This is a genomic window from Serratia ureilytica (assembly GCF_013375155.1).
Taxonomy (GTDB): domain Bacteria; phylum Pseudomonadota; class Gammaproteobacteria; order Enterobacterales; family Enterobacteriaceae; genus Serratia; species Serratia ureilytica.
In genome coordinates, this window is record NZ_JABXOF010000004.1 from 199609 (window position 1) to 214030 (window position 14422).

Annotated in this window: 16 protein-coding genes and 1 other RNA gene; 4 read left to right on the forward strand and 13 right to left on the reverse strand. The window is 60.8% G+C overall.

The window, feature by feature from the left end:
• Window positions 1–23 precede the first annotated feature (23 nt).
• Window positions 24–401: RNase P RNA component class A (gene rnpB, locus HWW83_RS09745), an RNA gene on the forward strand.
• A gap of 57 nt (window positions 402–458) precedes the next feature.
• On the opposite strand, the gene HWW83_RS09750 is transcribed toward rnpB, so the two are convergent.
• Complete coding sequence (locus HWW83_RS09750; protein WP_163966417.1) at window positions 459–1160, reverse strand: pirin family protein; 702 nt, start codon at window positions 1158–1160, stop codon at window positions 459–461.
• 107 nt (window positions 1161–1267) lie between these two features.
• Here HWW83_RS09750 and HWW83_RS09755 point away from each other — a divergent pair, with 107 nt between their 5' ends.
• The gene (locus HWW83_RS09755) at window positions 1268–2164 is read left to right on the forward strand and encodes a LysR family transcriptional regulator (RefSeq protein ID WP_025304355.1); all 897 of its coding nucleotides are present in this window, start codon (window positions 1268–1270) and stop codon (window positions 2162–2164) included.
• 51 nt (window positions 2165–2215) lie between these two features.
• On the opposite strand, the gene HWW83_RS09760 is transcribed toward HWW83_RS09755, so the two are convergent.
• The 11 genes from HWW83_RS09760 to HWW83_RS09810 all read right to left on the reverse strand — a co-directional run bounded on the left by HWW83_RS09760 (window position 2216) and on the right by HWW83_RS09810 (window position 9749).
• Window positions 2216–3202: a glutathione S-transferase family protein gene (locus HWW83_RS09760; protein WP_176589243.1), complete on the reverse strand. Its 987-nt coding sequence runs from the start codon at window positions 3200–3202 to the stop codon at window positions 2216–2218.
• Between the two features lie 71 nt (window positions 3203–3273).
• Window positions 3274–3669: a DoxX family protein gene (locus HWW83_RS09765; protein ID WP_033644519.1), complete on the reverse strand. Its 396-nt coding sequence runs from the start codon at window positions 3667–3669 to the stop codon at window positions 3274–3276.
• A 295-nt stretch (window positions 3670–3964) separates the two neighbouring features.
• Entirely contained in the window at window positions 3965–4252 is a 288-nt protein-coding gene (locus HWW83_RS09770; protein WP_004937121.1) for a YqjK-like family protein, read from the reverse strand.
• Window positions 4249–4650 (reverse strand): phage holin family protein, encoded by a 402-nt coding sequence (locus tag HWW83_RS09775; protein ID WP_015379160.1) that lies wholly within the window; start codon window positions 4648–4650, stop codon window positions 4249–4251. Before HWW83_RS09775 ends, HWW83_RS09770 begins: the two co-directional genes overlap by 4 nt.
• A 2-nt stretch (window positions 4651–4652) precedes the next feature.
• Window positions 4653–4958 (reverse strand): ElaB/YgaM/YqjD family protein, encoded by a 306-nt coding sequence (locus HWW83_RS09780; RefSeq protein WP_004937125.1) that lies wholly within the window; start codon window positions 4956–4958, stop codon window positions 4653–4655.
• Between the two features lie 164 nt (window positions 4959–5122).
• On the reverse strand, window positions 5123–5494 hold the full coding sequence (locus tag HWW83_RS09785) for a DUF1090 domain-containing protein (RefSeq protein ID WP_033644521.1): 372 nt from the start codon (window positions 5492–5494) through the stop codon (window positions 5123–5125).
• 240 nt (window positions 5495–5734) lie between these two features.
• Window positions 5735–6109, reverse strand: a complete 375-nt coding sequence (gene mzrA / locus HWW83_RS09790) for an EnvZ/OmpR regulon moderator MzrA (protein WP_163966420.1) — start codon at window positions 6107–6109, stop codon at window positions 5735–5737.
• Window positions 6106–6786 (reverse strand): DedA family protein, encoded by a 681-nt coding sequence (locus HWW83_RS09795; protein ID WP_033644523.1) that lies wholly within the window; start codon window positions 6784–6786, stop codon window positions 6106–6108. The genes mzrA and HWW83_RS09795 overlap by 4 nt, the downstream gene beginning before the upstream one ends.
• 136 nt (window positions 6787–6922) lie before the next feature.
• Window positions 6923–7369, reverse strand: coding sequence for a hypothetical protein (locus HWW83_RS09800; protein ID WP_033644524.1), 447 nt, complete (start codon window positions 7367–7369; stop codon window positions 6923–6925).
• A 186-nt stretch (window positions 7370–7555) separates the two neighbouring features.
• On the reverse strand, window positions 7556–8332 hold the full coding sequence (gene exuR, locus HWW83_RS09805) for a transcriptional regulator ExuR (RefSeq protein ID WP_033651265.1): 777 nt from the start codon (window positions 8330–8332) through the stop codon (window positions 7556–7558).
• A 118-nt stretch (window positions 8333–8450) separates the two neighbouring features.
• On the reverse strand, window positions 8451–9749 hold the full coding sequence (locus HWW83_RS09810; RefSeq protein WP_025304349.1) for an MFS transporter: 1299 nt from the start codon (window positions 9747–9749) through the stop codon (window positions 8451–8453).
• A gap of 284 nt (window positions 9750–10033) precedes the next feature.
• Here HWW83_RS09810 and uxaC point away from each other — a divergent pair, with 284 nt between their 5' ends.
• Complete coding sequence (gene uxaC, locus HWW83_RS09815) at window positions 10034–11446, forward strand: glucuronate isomerase (protein ID WP_033644528.1); 1413 nt, start codon at window positions 10034–10036, stop codon at window positions 11444–11446.
• A gap of 20 nt (window positions 11447–11466) precedes the next feature.
• Window positions 11467–12954 (forward strand): UxaA family hydrolase, encoded by a 1488-nt coding sequence (locus tag HWW83_RS09820; RefSeq protein ID WP_096242616.1) that lies wholly within the window; start codon window positions 11467–11469, stop codon window positions 12952–12954.
• Between the two features lie 52 nt (window positions 12955–13006).
• On the opposite strand, the gene sstT is transcribed toward HWW83_RS09820, so the two are convergent.
• Window positions 13007–14242 carry a serine/threonine transporter SstT gene (gene sstT, locus HWW83_RS09825; protein WP_047573594.1) on the reverse strand — a complete coding sequence of 412 codons (1236 nt, stop codon included), beginning with the start codon at window positions 14240–14242 and terminating at the stop codon, window positions 13007–13009.
• Between the last annotated feature and the right edge of the window lie 180 nt (window positions 14243–14422).

The following is a 14422-nucleotide window of genomic DNA, read 5'->3' on the forward strand; positions in this document are numbered from 1 at the left end:
GCCGCGACGCTACTATCCGCGCCGGAGTTGACCAGACAGTCGCCGCTTCATTGCCGTCCTCTTCGGGGAGACAGATGGAGGGGAGGAAAGTCCGGGCTCCATAGGGCAGGGTGCCAGGTAACGCCTGGGAGGCGCAAGCCTACGACTAGTGCAACAGAGAGCAAACCGCCGATGGCCCGCGCAAGCGGGATCAGGTAAGGGTGAAAGGGTGCGGTAAGAGCGCACCGCGCGGCTGGCAACAGTTCGTGGCACGGTAAACTCCACCCGGAGCAAGGCCAAATAGGGGTTCACATGGTACGGCCCGTACTGAACCCGGGTAGGCTGCTTGAGCCAGTGAGCGATTGCTGGCCTAGAGGAATGACTGTCCACGACAGAACCCGGCTTACCGGTCAACTCCCTCGACAAAAGAAAACCCCGCGCAACGTCAGTTGCGCGGGGTTTTTCGTTTTCCGGCCGGCTTACACCGGCAGATCAATCAGCAGCGCGCGCAGCGGCGTCTCGGCGCGGATCGTCAGGCGATTCTCCTCGCGCACGAAGGCGCCGTCGCCGCAGGTCAGGCGTTGTTCCTCGTGGCGCTCGCCGGTGGCGGCGATGGTGCCGTGTATCGACTGCAGATAAGCGCGCGGCCCGTTAATCGTCAGCGTTTGTTCTTCGCCCGGCTGCAGATCGAGATGATGGGTCCAGACCTGTTGACGCAGCTGCAGGCTGCCCTGCGCGCCGTCCGGCGAAGCCAACAGCAGGCTGCCCGCCGCCGGCAGCGCCAGGCGCTGCACCCGTTCGTTGCTGCGTTCCGGGCAGGCGTCCAGCCACAGCTGCAGGCGGGTGAGCGGCGTATCACTGCTGACGTTCTGCTCGCTGTAGCTCAGGCCCGGGTGGGTGGCCAACAGCAACGCTTCGCCGGCTTTAACGCGCGTGGTGTTGCCGTCGCTGTCGCGGTATTCCGCCTCGCCCTGCAGGATCAGGTTCAGGATATCCACGTTGGGATAGGTGCGCGGCTGGAACGACGCGCCCGGCGCCAGCACCTCCTGATTCAGTACCCGCAGCGACGCGTAGCCCATCAGTTTGGGATCGAAGTAGTGACCAAAGGAAAAGGTGTAGCGAGCCTGCAGCCAACCAAAGTCAGCTTGCCCGCATTGTTGTGCTGTTCTGCATGTAATCATGGCAATCGGCTCTCTAAATTCATTATCCAAATGGTAAGCGTCTGGACGTCGGATTGTTAGCCAGTTAATCTGGTCGGCATATTCAAATTTCCTGACAGAGGGATGCGATGGCCAGAGATCGGGCGCTCACGCTTGAGGCACTAAGGGTGATGGATGCAATCGACCGGCGCGGCAGCTTCGCCGCGGCCGCCGACGAATTGGGCCGGGTGCCGTCGGCACTCAGCTACACCATGCAAAAATTGGAAGAAGAATTGGACGTGGTGCTGTTCGACCGTTCGGGCCACCGCACCAAGTTCACCAACGTGGGGCGCATGTTGCTGGAACGCGGTCGGGTGCTGCTGGAGGCGGCCGATAAGCTGACCACCGACGCCGAAGCGTTGGCGCGCGGTTGGGAAACTCACCTGACTATCGTCAGTGAAGCGCTGTCGCCGCCGAGCCTGCTGTTCCCGCTGGTTGACAAGCTGGCGCTGAAGGCCAACACCCAGGTGTCCATTTTCACCGAGGTGCTGGCGGGCGCCTGGGAGCGGCTGGAGCAGGGGCGCGCCGACATCGTGATCGCGCCGGACATGCATTTCCGCGCGTCGTCGGAGATCAACACCCGCAAACTGTATAAGGTGATGAGCGTTTATGTCGCCGCGCCGGATCACCCGATCCACCTGGAGCCGGAGCCGCTTTCCGAAGTGACCCGCGTGAAGTACCGCGGCATTGCGGTGGCCGACACCGCCCGTGAGCGCCCGGTATTGACCGTACAGCTGCTGGACAAGCAACAGCGCCTGACGGTGAGCACCATTGAAGACAAACGCCTGGCACTGCTGGCCGGGTTGGGGGTGGCGACCATGCCGTACCCGATGGTGGAGAAAGATATCGAAGCCGGGCGGCTGCGCGTGGTCGGGCCGGAATACAGCCGCGAAGCCGACATCATCATGGCCTGGCGGCGCGACAGCATGGGGGAGGCGAAAGCCTGGTTCCTGCGTGAGATTCCGCGCCTGTTCGCGCAGCGTTAACGTCGGTTGGATGAGATCCCCTTGCCGGGCGGCAAGGGGATTTTTTTCGCCTTAACCGAAGCGCTGGTCGCGGCCGTGTGGCTCGTCCAGATCCTGCGCCGGCCCGATGGAAATGATGCCGTGCGGGTTGATGGTGGCGTGGCTGCGGTAGTAGTGGTTGCGAATGTGCGGCAGGCTGACCGTCTCGGCGATGCCCGGCATCTGGTAGATGTCGCGCAGGAAGCCGTACAGATTGAGGTAGTCGCTGATGCGGTGTTTGTCGCACTTGAAGTGGGTGACGTACACCGGATCGAAACGCACCAGCGTGGTCCACAGACGCAGGTCGGCTTCGGTCAGCCGATCGCCGGTCAGGTAACGATGCTGCCCCAGGATCTGCTCCAGGCGTTCCAGCGCGTTGAATACCCCGTTGACCGCTTCGTCATAGGCTTCCTGGCTGGTGGCAAAACCGGCCTTGTACACGCCGTTGTTCACTTGATCGTAAATCCAACCGTTCAGCTCATCGATCTTGCCGCGCAGCGCGGTCGGGTAGTAGTCGCCTGCCCGAGCGCCGACGCCGTCAAACGCGCTGTTGAACATGCGGATGATGTCGGCGGACTCGTTGCTGACGATGGTTTGCCGCTGTTTATCCCACAGCACCGGTACGGTCACGCGCCCGCTGTAGTGCGGATCGGCCCGCAGGTAGATCTGGTACAGGAAGTCGGTGTGATACAGCGGATCGCCGGTGGTTTCAGGAAAATCCTGGCCGAAGGTCCAGCCGTTTTCCAGCATCAGCGGGTGCACCACCGAGACCGGAATGATCTGCTCCAGCCCTTTCAGTTTGCGCATCAGCAGCGTGCGATGCGCCCAGGGGCAGGCGAGAGAAACATAAAGGTGATAACGGCCCGCTTCGGCCTGGAAGCCGCCCACGCCGTGTTCGCCCGGCTGACCGTCGGCGGTCACCCAATTGCGAAACTGAGCGGTTGAACGTTTGAAACGGCCGCCGGTAGATTTGGTGTCATACCAGATGTCTTGCCAAACGCCATCGACGAGTTGTCCCATGGGAATCTCCTTGGTGTCCGAGTTAAAAAACGACAGGGCCCGGCATGCCGGGCCCTGAATGACAGTTTAGATTACCATTTCTTGTTCAGAAGACGGTCGATGCTGAAGCCGCCTGGGCCTGCGACCGCCAACACGATGAAGCCGCCGGCGATGGTCAGGTTTTTCATGAACATCAGCTGGTTTACTTCGTTCGCAAAATCAGTGTGGAACAGCAGCGCGGTCAGGATGGTGAAACCGGCGGTGAACAGCGCCACGGTGCGGGTCAGGAAACCGAACAGGATCGCCAGACCGCCGCCAAATTCCAGCAGGATGGTCAGCGGCAGCAAGAAGCCAGGCACGCCCATCGATTGCATGTACTGTTGGGTACCGGCGTAGGCGTCACCCATTTTGCCGTAGCCTGCCACGATAAACAGGATTGGCATCAGAATACGAGCAACCAACAAACCTGTATCTTCTAATTTTTTCATCATCTACTCCAAAGTGTTTTTGTATGCCTGTTCGGCGGAAGCCATGTCAACGAGCGGTATATCAGGACATTCGCCCTGTCCGGCTCGTATCGTATTGATGGAGTGAATGTTAAGCGGGAAGTGCTCAGGTTGTTAGCAAGTAAAACTGTCGTAATTTTTCAAAAAATCTGAATCTTTAGCGTGCTAATAAAATGCCGCCGATCAGCAGGTTGCCCGGCCCCGGGGTTGGACGCGTTGTATCAAGGGAGAAAATGCGGGCAGAGCAACAGGAGGTTTGAAGGAAAGACCAAGCGGCTTACTTGGCGGAAAACGTCTTTTTAAACAGACGGATAGCGCTCCAGGCGCCGAAAGCGCGACGCGACCAGCGGATCATCTTGCTGGGATGGCGGATGCCGTACAGCGCCATGACGCTGGAACCGAGCACCAGATAGCGGCGCAGGCCAAACACCGTTTGCCAGCCGCGGTCGATGCGTTCGGTCTTTTCGAGCCACAGAGACTTGTGTTCGGCCAGATCCAGACGCTGTTGCTGGATCTGCCGAATCAGCCTCTCTTTTTTCCATTCCAGATAGCGGCGGCGGCTCATGGCTCTCGCTCCAGTTCGGCGCGATCGAGCTCCAGTTGCTTGCGCGTGGCGCCCAGCAGCGTGGTGCGACGGGCCTTGACCAGCGTCCAGATGGTGCCGACTACGGCGAGGAACAGCAGCACGCCGGTTGTCGCGCCCAGCGCCACCAGCCGATAGACCGGATCGATGGCCCAGAAGATCAGGATCAGCAGGCTCATCAAACCGAAGGCGGTGAACAGCAGCGTCATGCCGGCCATGATCAGCAGCTGAATGAGGTTGGCTTTCTCCTCTTCCAGCTCGACTACCGCCAGCCGGACACGGGTTTCCACCATGCCGACCAGGATCGTGATGATGCGCTGACCGATATCCAGGACCCCTTTAGCGGGGCCCTGTGCGCGCACTTGCGGTTGTTCAGCCATGATTAACGACGCGCGAGCAGCACGCCCAACACCACGCCGACCGCCGCGCCGATACCGATGCCGGTCCACGGGTTGTCGCGCACATAGTCGTCGGCCTGGCCGGCGATCTGTTTGGTTTGCGAAGCCAGCTTGTCACCGGCGTCGCTCAGGCGAGCGCGAGTCTCTTTCAGCGCGCCTTCCGCCTTCGATCGCAGCTTCTCCAGCTCGGCTTTCGGCTTGTCGGTGGAGGAGTTCAGCACTTCCTCCAGCGTATCGGCTAAGGACTTCAGTTCAGCGCGTAAGTTTTCTGCATTTGAATCATGTGCCATGTGATTATTCCTTAACGTTTATTTCGACAGACTTTTAACATAGCGGATTTTTTCGCCGGAGCAAAGGGGTGATGACCAGCAGATAACACCAGACATCAATTCCATATGCTTAAGAAATCCCGTGTGATGGGGCTCTCATCGATAAATCCGCTGGTGTAAAAAAATTATTCCGCCTGGGCGCGTTTCAATTCAGCCTGCGCTTCGGCCAGCTTTTGCTGCTTCTTGGCGACCTTGTCCAGCTTGCCGGTTTGTTGCGCTTCTTTCAGCTCTTCCCGGCGCTCGTCCACCTTGCGCTGTTTCTCTGCGATATTTTTCTGGCGTTCGGCCTGCAGGCCGGCTTCGGTGCAGTGGGTCTGCACTTCGCTCAGCGCTTTTTTCAGCCCATCCACGCGGTGGGTGTTGCCGTGCTGAGTCGCGTAGTCGATTTGCTGCTGGATATTTTGCGCTTTGGCGGCGCAGCCGCCCTCAGCGGCCGAGGACAGCGTCGGCAGCGCGCAGAGTGGCAGCAGCAGTAACAGTGAGTGGCGAAATTTCATTTCTCAGTTCCTTTTCATGGGATGCCTGAACAGGCATCCGCTTTCCTGACTGCCGGAGGCGGCAGCGCGAGAGGAGGGCGTTCATCGCCGGCTGAAGTTATCCTTCAGCATAGCCATGAAACCGGCGCGCCCCCAAAGAATCAGCCGAAATTCGGCGCGACTGATTGTTTTTTGAGCTAAATGATGCGAATGAAAATGAAGATAACGGCAATGAAAGGAATCCCCTTCATTTGAAGGGGATTATCCCAGATTGAGGGGGGAGCGCGCAAATTCGCGCACCCAGTGCGTTGGCACGGGAGATTCGCTCAGCGCGATGTGGTAACCGGGAGGCAGGATGGTTTGCAGCGCTTCGCGCGCCAGCAACTGCTGCTCCGGCGAATCCAGACGAATAACCAAGCCATCGCCTTCCGGCGTGATGCTTTTGATGCGGATACCGCGCTCATCCAGGCGCTGGTAGACATAAAAACCGTCGGGCAGCGACAGCCCTTGCTGGCTGGCGCGAATGCGCAGCTCGCTCTCGGTGCGCACCATGCAGGGCACCAACAGCGTCGCCAGCGCCAGCAGGGCGAACGCGATCATCAGGACGTATTGCCAGCGCGGGCGCTTTGCTGTCACGCCCCTTTCCCCGGGTTCTGGCCGCTGGCGCGTTTCTTGCGCCACAGCACGATCAGCGAGCCGACCAGGCCGACCACCAGCAACACCAGCGGCAACATCATCAGGCAGAACATCAGCTGGTCTTCATACTTGCGGAATACCGGGGTTTTTCCGAGGGCGAAGCCCAGCGTCGTCAGGATCAAGACCCACAGCAGGCCGCTCATCCAGTTGAAGAACTGGAAGCGTGCGTTGCTCAGGCCGGACAGGCCGGCGATGGTTGGCAGCAGGGTGCGCACGAAGGCCAGGAAGCGGCCGACCAACAGGGCGGAAAGGCCGTGGCGGTGGAACAGGTTATGCGCACGCTGATGGTAATGGGCCGGCAGATGCGAAAGCCAGCCTTGCACCGTTCGCGTATTGCCGAGCCATCGGCCCTGTATGTAACTGACCCAGCACCCCAGGCTGGCGGCGACGGTCAGGATAACGATGGTCAATGGGAAGCCCATGGTGCCTTTGGCGATCAGCACGCCGACCAGGATCAGCAGGCTGTCGCCCGGCAGAAAAGCGGCCGGCAGCAGGCCGTTTTCCAAAAACAGGATCATGAACAGCAGGATGTAGAGGGTCCACACCAACGAAGGGTTCGCCAGCGTCTCAAAATCCTGCTGCCATAAGGCATGTATCAGTTCTTTAATGATGTCCATCCGGTGTTCCTAAAACGTCATTGTTTATTTTTATCTCAGCGGCGGAGCGGGCGTGGGCTGAAAGCGCGCGGCGATCCTGAATGCTGATAACGATGAAACGGCGTTGCTTTAAGGTTTCTAAGCGGTGCGACACCGGTCATAGGTGGTAAGTCAGCGTGCCACGGTACTGCATGTTGCTTTCTTTCCAGCCGGCCTGCCGACTTTGTTGCCTGGAGGCGTCCAGCATCCAGTCGACCTGGGCAAGCCGGTTGGGGGCCGGGGTGTCCTGGCGGGGGAAACGAATTCGGTAGCCCGGCTCTGCGGCCAGGGTATAGACCGGCGCCGGCAGGGAGGACGCGAGCAGCGAACCGGGGAAAGAGTACGCTCTGGGCAGCAGCAGCGGCAACTTGCCGGGCGCTTTGCGGCGCGCTTCGGCCGGCGCCCGATACACATGATCATAGGGGGAAAGCGCCGGCTCCGCCAGCAGCGGCAGGCTGCTCAGCGCGCTGGGGGTGGGCTTGGATGACGCCACGCATAGCTGTTGGCCGGAGACCGAACCGGTCCAGCAGAAAAGAGCAATCAGCATGGCAAACAACCAGCGCATTTATTCGCGTCCCGCCCCCGCAGCAATGGGTAAAAAAGTGGGCTAACTCTACCAAAATAGCACGATTGGCAACAGGGAAATCTACGTTGCCGACGGTGAAATAGTACACGGCAAACGGCGGTTCCGGCATCGATTCAGCGGATTTTACATTACCTGACATAAGCCGACGGTTTTTGACCGCCGTGGCTATTTCTGCTCGTGGCTCACGCCGTCCAGGTGCACCACCGGGTTCTCGGCGAACAGATAGCGGTCGGCGTTGTATTCGAAGTCGTCGCTGGTGGCGTTGAACAGCATCTGCTTGGTGTTCTCCAGGTGCTGCCACATCGCCAGTTTGGCGGCGTAAGGATCTTTGCGCATCAGCGCCTTGAGGATCTGATCGTGATCGTCGCACCAGCTGGCGATCGAGCGTTCGTCGATATGCTCGTGCAGTTTCTTCCAGTAAGGGTTGTTGACCCGCTGCACCCACATTTTTTCCACGATGGTGGCCATGGCGGTGTTCTGGGTGGCCAGCGCCACCTGCACGTGGAACTTCAGATCCCACTGCGAGTCGCGGAAACGGTCTTCTTTGCGGGCGTGCTCCTGGATCTCCATCAGTTGCACGATATCCTGCTTGGTCACCTGGGTGGCGGCGAATTCGGCGATGTTGCTTTCTATCAGCTGGCGCGCCTGCAGCAGCTCAAACGGGCCGGCGGTGGCGAACTCGATGCTGTCGCCCGGCACCACCAGGTGCTTTTGCTGGTTGGACACCACGTGGATCCCGGAGCCCTTGCGCACGTCCACATAGCCTTCCACTTCCAGCATGATGATCGCCTCGCGCACCACGGTGCGGCTGACATTCATCTCTTCGGCGATGTATCGCTCGGCCGGCAGCTTGTCGCCTACCGGGTAACGGCCGCTTTCGATGCGTTGCTTCAGCTCGGCGGCCAGTTGCTGATACAGGCGTCTGGTTTCAGTGAATTCCATAGTGAATGCTCTATACGGTGCGGTGGGAAGGGGCGCGTGGCCATCGGATTTGTTATACCACTTATTCGGCACCGCTGCCAGAGGAGCAAGGGGCCCGGCGCAGCGGCCGGGCGGGGGATCAGCTGCGCGCCGGGGTGGGCTGCAGCGCGGCCGGCTGCGGTTCGGCGGCCGGGCGGTTTTGCAGCACCGTCCAGATGACGATGGCGCCGAGAATGTCGAAGACTGACAGCGCGGCGAACAGCGGGCTGAAGCCGAGGGTGTCTGCCAGGGCGCCGACCACCAGGGCGAACAGCGTGCTGGCGGTCCAGGCCGCCATGCCGGTCAGCCCGTTGGCGGTCGCCACCTCATTGCGGCCGAACACGTCGGAAGAGAGGGTGATCAACGCGCCGGACAGCGCCTGATGGGCGAAGCCGCCGACGCACAGCAGGGCGATAGCCGCGTAAGGGCTGGTGAACAGGCCGATCATGCCGGGGCCGATCATCAACACCGCACCCATCGTCACCACCAGCTTGCGCGAGACGATCAGGTTGACCTTGAAATACTTCTGGAACAGCGGCGGCAGATAACCACCGACGATGCAGCCGAGATCGGCGAACAGCATCGGCATCCAGGCGAACATGGCGATCTCTTTCAGGTTAAAACCGTAGGCCTTGAACATGAACAGCGGGATCCAGGCGTTGAAGGTGCCCCACGCCGGCTCAGCCAGAAAGCGCGGCAGCGCGATGCCCCAGAACTGGCGGTTGCGCACGATCTGCCAGGCGGACATCTTTTTGGCGTTAGAGGTCTGGTGCTGCGCTTCCTGGCCTTCGAGGATGTAACGGCGTTCTTCCTGGCTCAGTTTCTTCTGATCTTTCGGGTGTTTGTAGAACAGCAGCCAGCAGATGGCCCAGATCAGGCTCAGCACGCCGGTGATGATGAACGCCATCTCCCAGCTGTGCGCGACGATGGCCCATACCACCAGCGGCGGGGCGATCATGCCGCCGATCGACGAGCCCACGTTGAAATAGCCGACGGCGATCGAACGTTCTTTGGCCGGAAACCATTCGCTGCTGGCCTTCAACCCGGCGGGGATCATCGCCGCTTCCGCCATGCCGACCGCGCCGCGCGCCAACGCCAGCCCGCCCCAACTGTTGGCCAACGCGGTGCCCATGCAGAACAGCGCCCACAAAATGGCGAACATGGCGTAACCGACCTTGGTGCCCAGCACGTCCAGCACGTAGCCCGCCACCGGTTGCATCACGGTGTAGCACGCGGAGTAGGCGGCGACGATATAGGAATACTGTTGGGTGGTGATGTGCAGCGTATCTTCCAGCGTCGGCGCCGCCACGGCGATGGCGTTGCGGGTCAGGTAACCCAGCACGGTGCCGATGGTCACCAGTCCGATCATGTACCAGCGTAACCCTTTAATTTTACGCATCCGAAGTGTCTCCCCGTTTGAAGGTGTGGCCGTCGATGCGGCTGGCGAGACAATAACCTGTCATACAGGTTTAAAAGTTGAGTGATATCACAAAAGGAATTATTCGCCTGAGTGATACTGTGGCCGGTGAAACAGGGCATTTTTGCCGGTAAATTGAGCAAAAAAGGGCGTATAGAGAGGATAAACGGCAGACATCGGGAAAAATTTGCTGGACGTTAGTAAAAATTGGTGTGATAACTTTTGTGATTCGAACCCCGTGCCGCACGGCAAGTAAGGAGCCCGAGATGGCGACGTTTTTGAGCGAAGATTTCCTGCTGGACAGCGAATTTGCCCGGCGCTTGTATCACGACTACGCGGCGCAGCAGCCGATTTTCGATTACCACTGCCATTTGCCGCCGCAGCAGATCGCGGAGAATACCCGCTTCAGCAACCTGTACGATATCTGGCTGCGGGGCGATCACTACAAATGGCGGGCGATGCGCACCAACGGCGTGGCGGAGCGGTTATGCACCGGCGATGCGGGCGATCGCGAGAAATTCGACGCCTGGGCCGCCACGGTGCCGCATACCATCGGCAACCCGCTCTATCACTGGACGCATCTGGAGCTGCGCCGCCCGTTCGGCATCACGGATATGCTGTTGTCGCCGGCCACGGCGGATGAAATCTGGCAGCGCGGCAATGCGCTGCTGGCGCAGGATGCGTTTCGCGCGCGCGGCATCATGCAGCAAATGAACGTGAAAATGGTCGGCACCACCGACGATCCGATAGACGATCTGCGTCATCATCGGGCGATCGCCGACGATCGCAGTTTCGCTATCAAAGTGCTGCCGAGCTGGCGGCCGGACAAGGCTTTCACCATCGATGCGCCCGGCTTCAACGACTATCTGCGGCAGTTGGAGGCGGCGGCGGACACCGCCATCGGCCGCTTTAGCGCGCTGTGCGACGCCCTGTACAAGCGCATGGATCACTTTGCCGCCCACGGCTGCAAGGTGGCCGATCATGCGCTGGACGTGGTGGTGTTCGGCGAGGCCGATGAAGCGGCGCTGGATGCGATCCTGCTGCGCCGCCTGAACGGCGAGCTGCCGACGCCGGAACAGAGCGCCCAGTTCAAAAGCGCGGTGCTGCTGTTTTTGGCCGGCGAATACCGGCGTCGCGGCTGGGTGCAGCAGTATCACATCGGCGCGCTGCGCAATAACAACAGCCGCATGTTGGCCGCCGTCGGGCCGGATATCGGCTTCGACTCGATCAACGACCGGCCGCTGGCGGAACCGCTGTCGCGGCTGCTGGATGCTCAGGCGCGGCAGGGCGGTCTGCCGAAAACCATTCTCTATTGCCTCAATCCGCGGGATAACGAAGTGATCGGCACCATGATCGGCAATTTTCAGGGGGAAGGCACGCCGGGCAAGATGCAGTTCGGCTCCGGTTGGTGGTTCAACGATCAGAAGGACGGCATGCAGCGCCAAATGACGCAGCTGGCCCAGCTCGGGCTGCTGAGCCGCTTCGTCGGCATGCTGACCGACAGCCGCAGCTTCTTGTCTTATACGCGCCATGAATACTTCCGCCGCATCCTTTGCCAGATGATCGGCCGCTGGGTGGCGGACGGCGAAGCGCCGGCGGATATCGCGCTGCTGGGCGAGATGGTGAAAAACATCTGCTTCGACAACGCCAAAAACTATTTCGCCATTGAACTGGCGTAGCCGTTATCCGGGACCGGTTTATGCAAAGTACGATAAAGATTCACGAGCAGGATAACGTGGCGGTGGCGCTGCGCGATCTGGCTGCCGGAGAGCGCGTTGAGCTGGAAGGCGCGGTCGTCAAACTGGCGCAGCCGGTGGCGCGTGGGCACAAGTTTGCACTCGGCCCGATCGCCGAGGGTGAAGACATCATCAAATATGGCCAGCCGATCGGCCATGCGCTCGCGGCCATTGCGCCTGGGGAGCATATTCATTCGCAAAACGTCAAAACCAACCTGAGCGATCTGGACAGCTACCGTTACCAGCCGCAGTTCCCGGCGCTGCCGCCGCAGGCGGCGGATCGCGAGGTGCAGCTGTACCGCCGGGCCAACGGCGAAGTGGGGATCCGCAACGAGCTGTGGATCGTGCCGACCGTCGGCTGCGTCAACGGTATCGCTCGCCAGATCCAGCAGCGCTTTTTGCAGCAAACACAGGCGGACGGGATCGACGGCGTGCATCTGTTCAGCCACCCGTTCGGCTGCTCGCAGCTGGGGCAGGATCATGCCAACACCCGCATCATGCTGCAGAACATGGCGCGCCATCCCAACGCCGGCGCGGTGCTGGTGATCGGGCTGGGGTGCGAGAACAATCAGGTGGATGCCTTTCGCGCCACGCTGGGGATAGGGGACGAGCGGCGGTTGCGCTTTATGGTGTGCCAACAGCAGGACGACGAGGTGGAGGCCGGGTTGGCGCTGCTGCACGAGCTGTATCGGGAGATGCGCCACGATCGCCGCGAGCCGGGCCGCCTGAGCGAGCTGAAGTTCGGCCTGGAATGCGGCGGTTCGGACGGGCTGTCGGGCATTACCGCCAACCCGCTGCTGGGGCGCTTTTCCGACTATGCGATCGCCAACGGCGGCACCACGGTGCTGACCGAAGTGCCGGAGATGTTCGGCGCCGAGCGCATTCTGATGAGCCGCTGCCGCGATGGAGAAACCTTCGACAAAACCGTCGACATGATCAACGATTTCAAACGTTATTTCATCGCCCATCAGCAGCCGATTTATGAGAATCCGTCGCCGGGCAACAAGGCCGGCGGCATCACCACGCTGGAGGAGAAGTCGCTTGGCTGCACCCAAAAGGCGGGGCTAAGCCAGGTGGTGGACGTGCTGAAATACGGCGAGCGGCTGCGCGTGCCGGGGCTGAATCTGCTCAGCGCGCCGGGCAACGACGCGGTGGCGACCAGCGCGCTGGCCGGCGCCGGCTGTCATATGGTGCTGTTCAGCACCGGGCGCGGTACGCCGTACGGCGGCTTTGTGCCGACGGTGAAGCTGGCGACCAACAGCGAGCTGGCGGCGAAGAAACCGCACTGGATCGATTTTGACGCCGGCAGCCTGGTTCACGGCGTGGCGATGGAGACGCTGCTCAGCCGCTTCATCGATCTGATTGTCGAGATTGCCAACGGGCGTCCGGCGCGTAATGAAACCAACGACTTTCGCGAGCTGGCGATCTTTAAAAGCGGGGTGACGCTGTAAAGCTGACAAAAAAGGCGCTCGAGGGAGCGCCTTTCTATGAAGCAACGCGCGATTAACGCACCTTCAGCGGGTCTTCGTTCGCCAGCCGCTGGTCTTCCGCCTGGCAGGCGGCGGCGGTGAACAGCACGTCGGTGGAGGAGTTGAGGGCGGTTTCCGCCGAATCCTGCAGCACGCCGATGATAAAACCGACCGCCACCACCTGCATCGCCACGTCATTCGGAATGCCGAACATGTTGCACGCCAGCGGGATCAGCAGCAGCGAGCCGCCGGCCACGCCGGAGGCGCCGCAGGCGCACAGGGCGGCCACCACGCTCAGCAGCAGGGCGGTCGGGACGTCCACCGCGATGCCCAGCGTGTTTACCGCCGCCAGCGTCAGCACGGTGATGGTGATCGCCGCACCGGCCATGTTGATGGTGGCGCCCAGCGGAATGGAAACCGAGTAGGTGTCCTCATTCAGGTTCAGCTTTTTGCACAGCTCCATGTTCACCGGGATGTTGGCGGCGGAGCTGCGGGTGAAGAAGGCGGTCACGCCGCTCTCGCGCAGGCAGGCGAACACCAGCGGATACGGGTTGCGGCGGATCTTCCAGTACACGATCAGCGGGTTGAGCACCAGCGCTACCAGCAGCATACAGCCGATTAACACCATCAGCAGTTGCGCATAGCCCCACAGCGCGCCGAAGCCGGTTTCCGCCAGCGTGGAGGCCACCAGGCCGAAGATGCCGAGCGGCGCACAGCGGATCACCGCGCGCACCACCAGCGTGACCGCATGGGACATGTCGTTGATCAGCCCCTTGGTGGTTTCGGAAGCGTGGCGCAGCGCCAGCCCCAGCCCGACGGCCCACGCCAGAATGCCGATGTAGTTGGCGTTAATCAGCGCATGGAACGGGTTGGCCACCACACTCATCAACAGGCCCTTCATCACGTCCACGATGCCGCCTGGCGGGGTGATGTCGGTTGCGCCGGTGGTCAGCGCCAGCGTGGAAGGGAAGATAAAGCTGACGACGACCGCCACCAGCGCCGCAGCGAAGGTGCCCAGCAGATAGAGGAACAGGATGGGGCGAATGTTGGTTTTCTGCCCCTGTTTATGGTTGGCGATCGAGGCCATCACCAGTATCAGCACCAGCAGTGGCGCTACCGCTTTCAGCGCGCCGACGAACAGGGTGCCGAGCAGGCCGACCGCCGCTGCCGCCGCCGGTGAAACCAGCGCCACCAGAATGCCGGCCACCAGGCCGACCATGATTTGTTTGACCAGGCTGCCCTGCGTGATCTTTTGTAGTAGTTTTTGCATAGTGCTTCTCTTCCTGATGTTATCTGGCCGCCGCGGCGGGAACGACGCCGGACAGCTTTATATGATTCTGTAACTAAGTGTGTTTGCCGAATCAGTATTCAGTAATCGAATGATGTTGGAAAGAGGCGAGGGTGAAATTCTGAGCGCGGATCAACACTTGATAACATACTGGTTACATTT

Excerpts from the sequence above, each read along its gene's own strand:
- HWW83_RS09750 (WP_163966417.1), bottom strand. The coding sequence starts at position 1,160 with ATGATTACATGCAGAACAGCACAACAATGCGGGCAAGCTGACTTTGGT.
- HWW83_RS09755 (WP_025304355.1), top strand. The coding sequence starts at position 1,268 with ATGGCCAGAGATCGGGCGCTCACGCTTGAGGCACTAAGGGTGATGGAT.
- HWW83_RS09760 (WP_176589243.1), bottom strand. The coding sequence starts at position 3,202 with ATGGGACAACTCGTCGATGGCGTTTGGCAAGACATCTGGTATGACACC.
- HWW83_RS09765 (WP_033644519.1), bottom strand. The coding sequence starts at position 3,669 with ATGAAAAAATTAGAAGATACAGGTTTGTTGGTTGCTCGTATTCTGATG.
- HWW83_RS09770 (WP_004937121.1), bottom strand. The coding sequence starts at position 4,252 with ATGAGCCGCCGCCGCTATCTGGAATGGAAAAAAGAGAGGCTGATTCGG.
- HWW83_RS09775 (WP_015379160.1), bottom strand. The coding sequence starts at position 4,650 with ATGGCTGAACAACCGCAAGTGCGCGCACAGGGCCCCGCTAAAGGGGTC.
- HWW83_RS09780 (WP_004937125.1), bottom strand. The coding sequence starts at position 4,958 with ATGGCACATGATTCAAATGCAGAAAACTTACGCGCTGAACTGAAGTCC.
- HWW83_RS09785 (WP_033644521.1), bottom strand. The coding sequence starts at position 5,494 with ATGAAATTTCGCCACTCACTGTTACTGCTGCTGCCACTCTGCGCGCTG.
- HWW83_RS09795 (WP_033644523.1), bottom strand. The coding sequence starts at position 6,786 with ATGGACATCATTAAAGAACTGATACATGCCTTATGGCAGCAGGATTTT.
- HWW83_RS09800 (WP_033644524.1), bottom strand. The coding sequence starts at position 7,369 with ATGCGCTGGTTGTTTGCCATGCTGATTGCTCTTTTCTGCTGGACCGGT.
- exuR (WP_033651265.1), bottom strand. The coding sequence starts at position 8,332 with ATGGAATTCACTGAAACCAGACGCCTGTATCAGCAACTGGCCGCCGAG.
- HWW83_RS09810 (WP_025304349.1), bottom strand. The coding sequence starts at position 9,749 with ATGCGTAAAATTAAAGGGTTACGCTGGTACATGATCGGACTGGTGACC.
- uxaC (WP_033644528.1), top strand. The coding sequence starts at position 10,034 with ATGGCGACGTTTTTGAGCGAAGATTTCCTGCTGGACAGCGAATTTGCC.
- HWW83_RS09820 (WP_096242616.1), top strand. The coding sequence starts at position 11,467 with ATGCAAAGTACGATAAAGATTCACGAGCAGGATAACGTGGCGGTGGCG.
- sstT (WP_047573594.1), bottom strand. The coding sequence starts at position 14,242 with ATGCAAAAACTACTACAAAAGATCACGCAGGGCAGCCTGGTCAAACAA.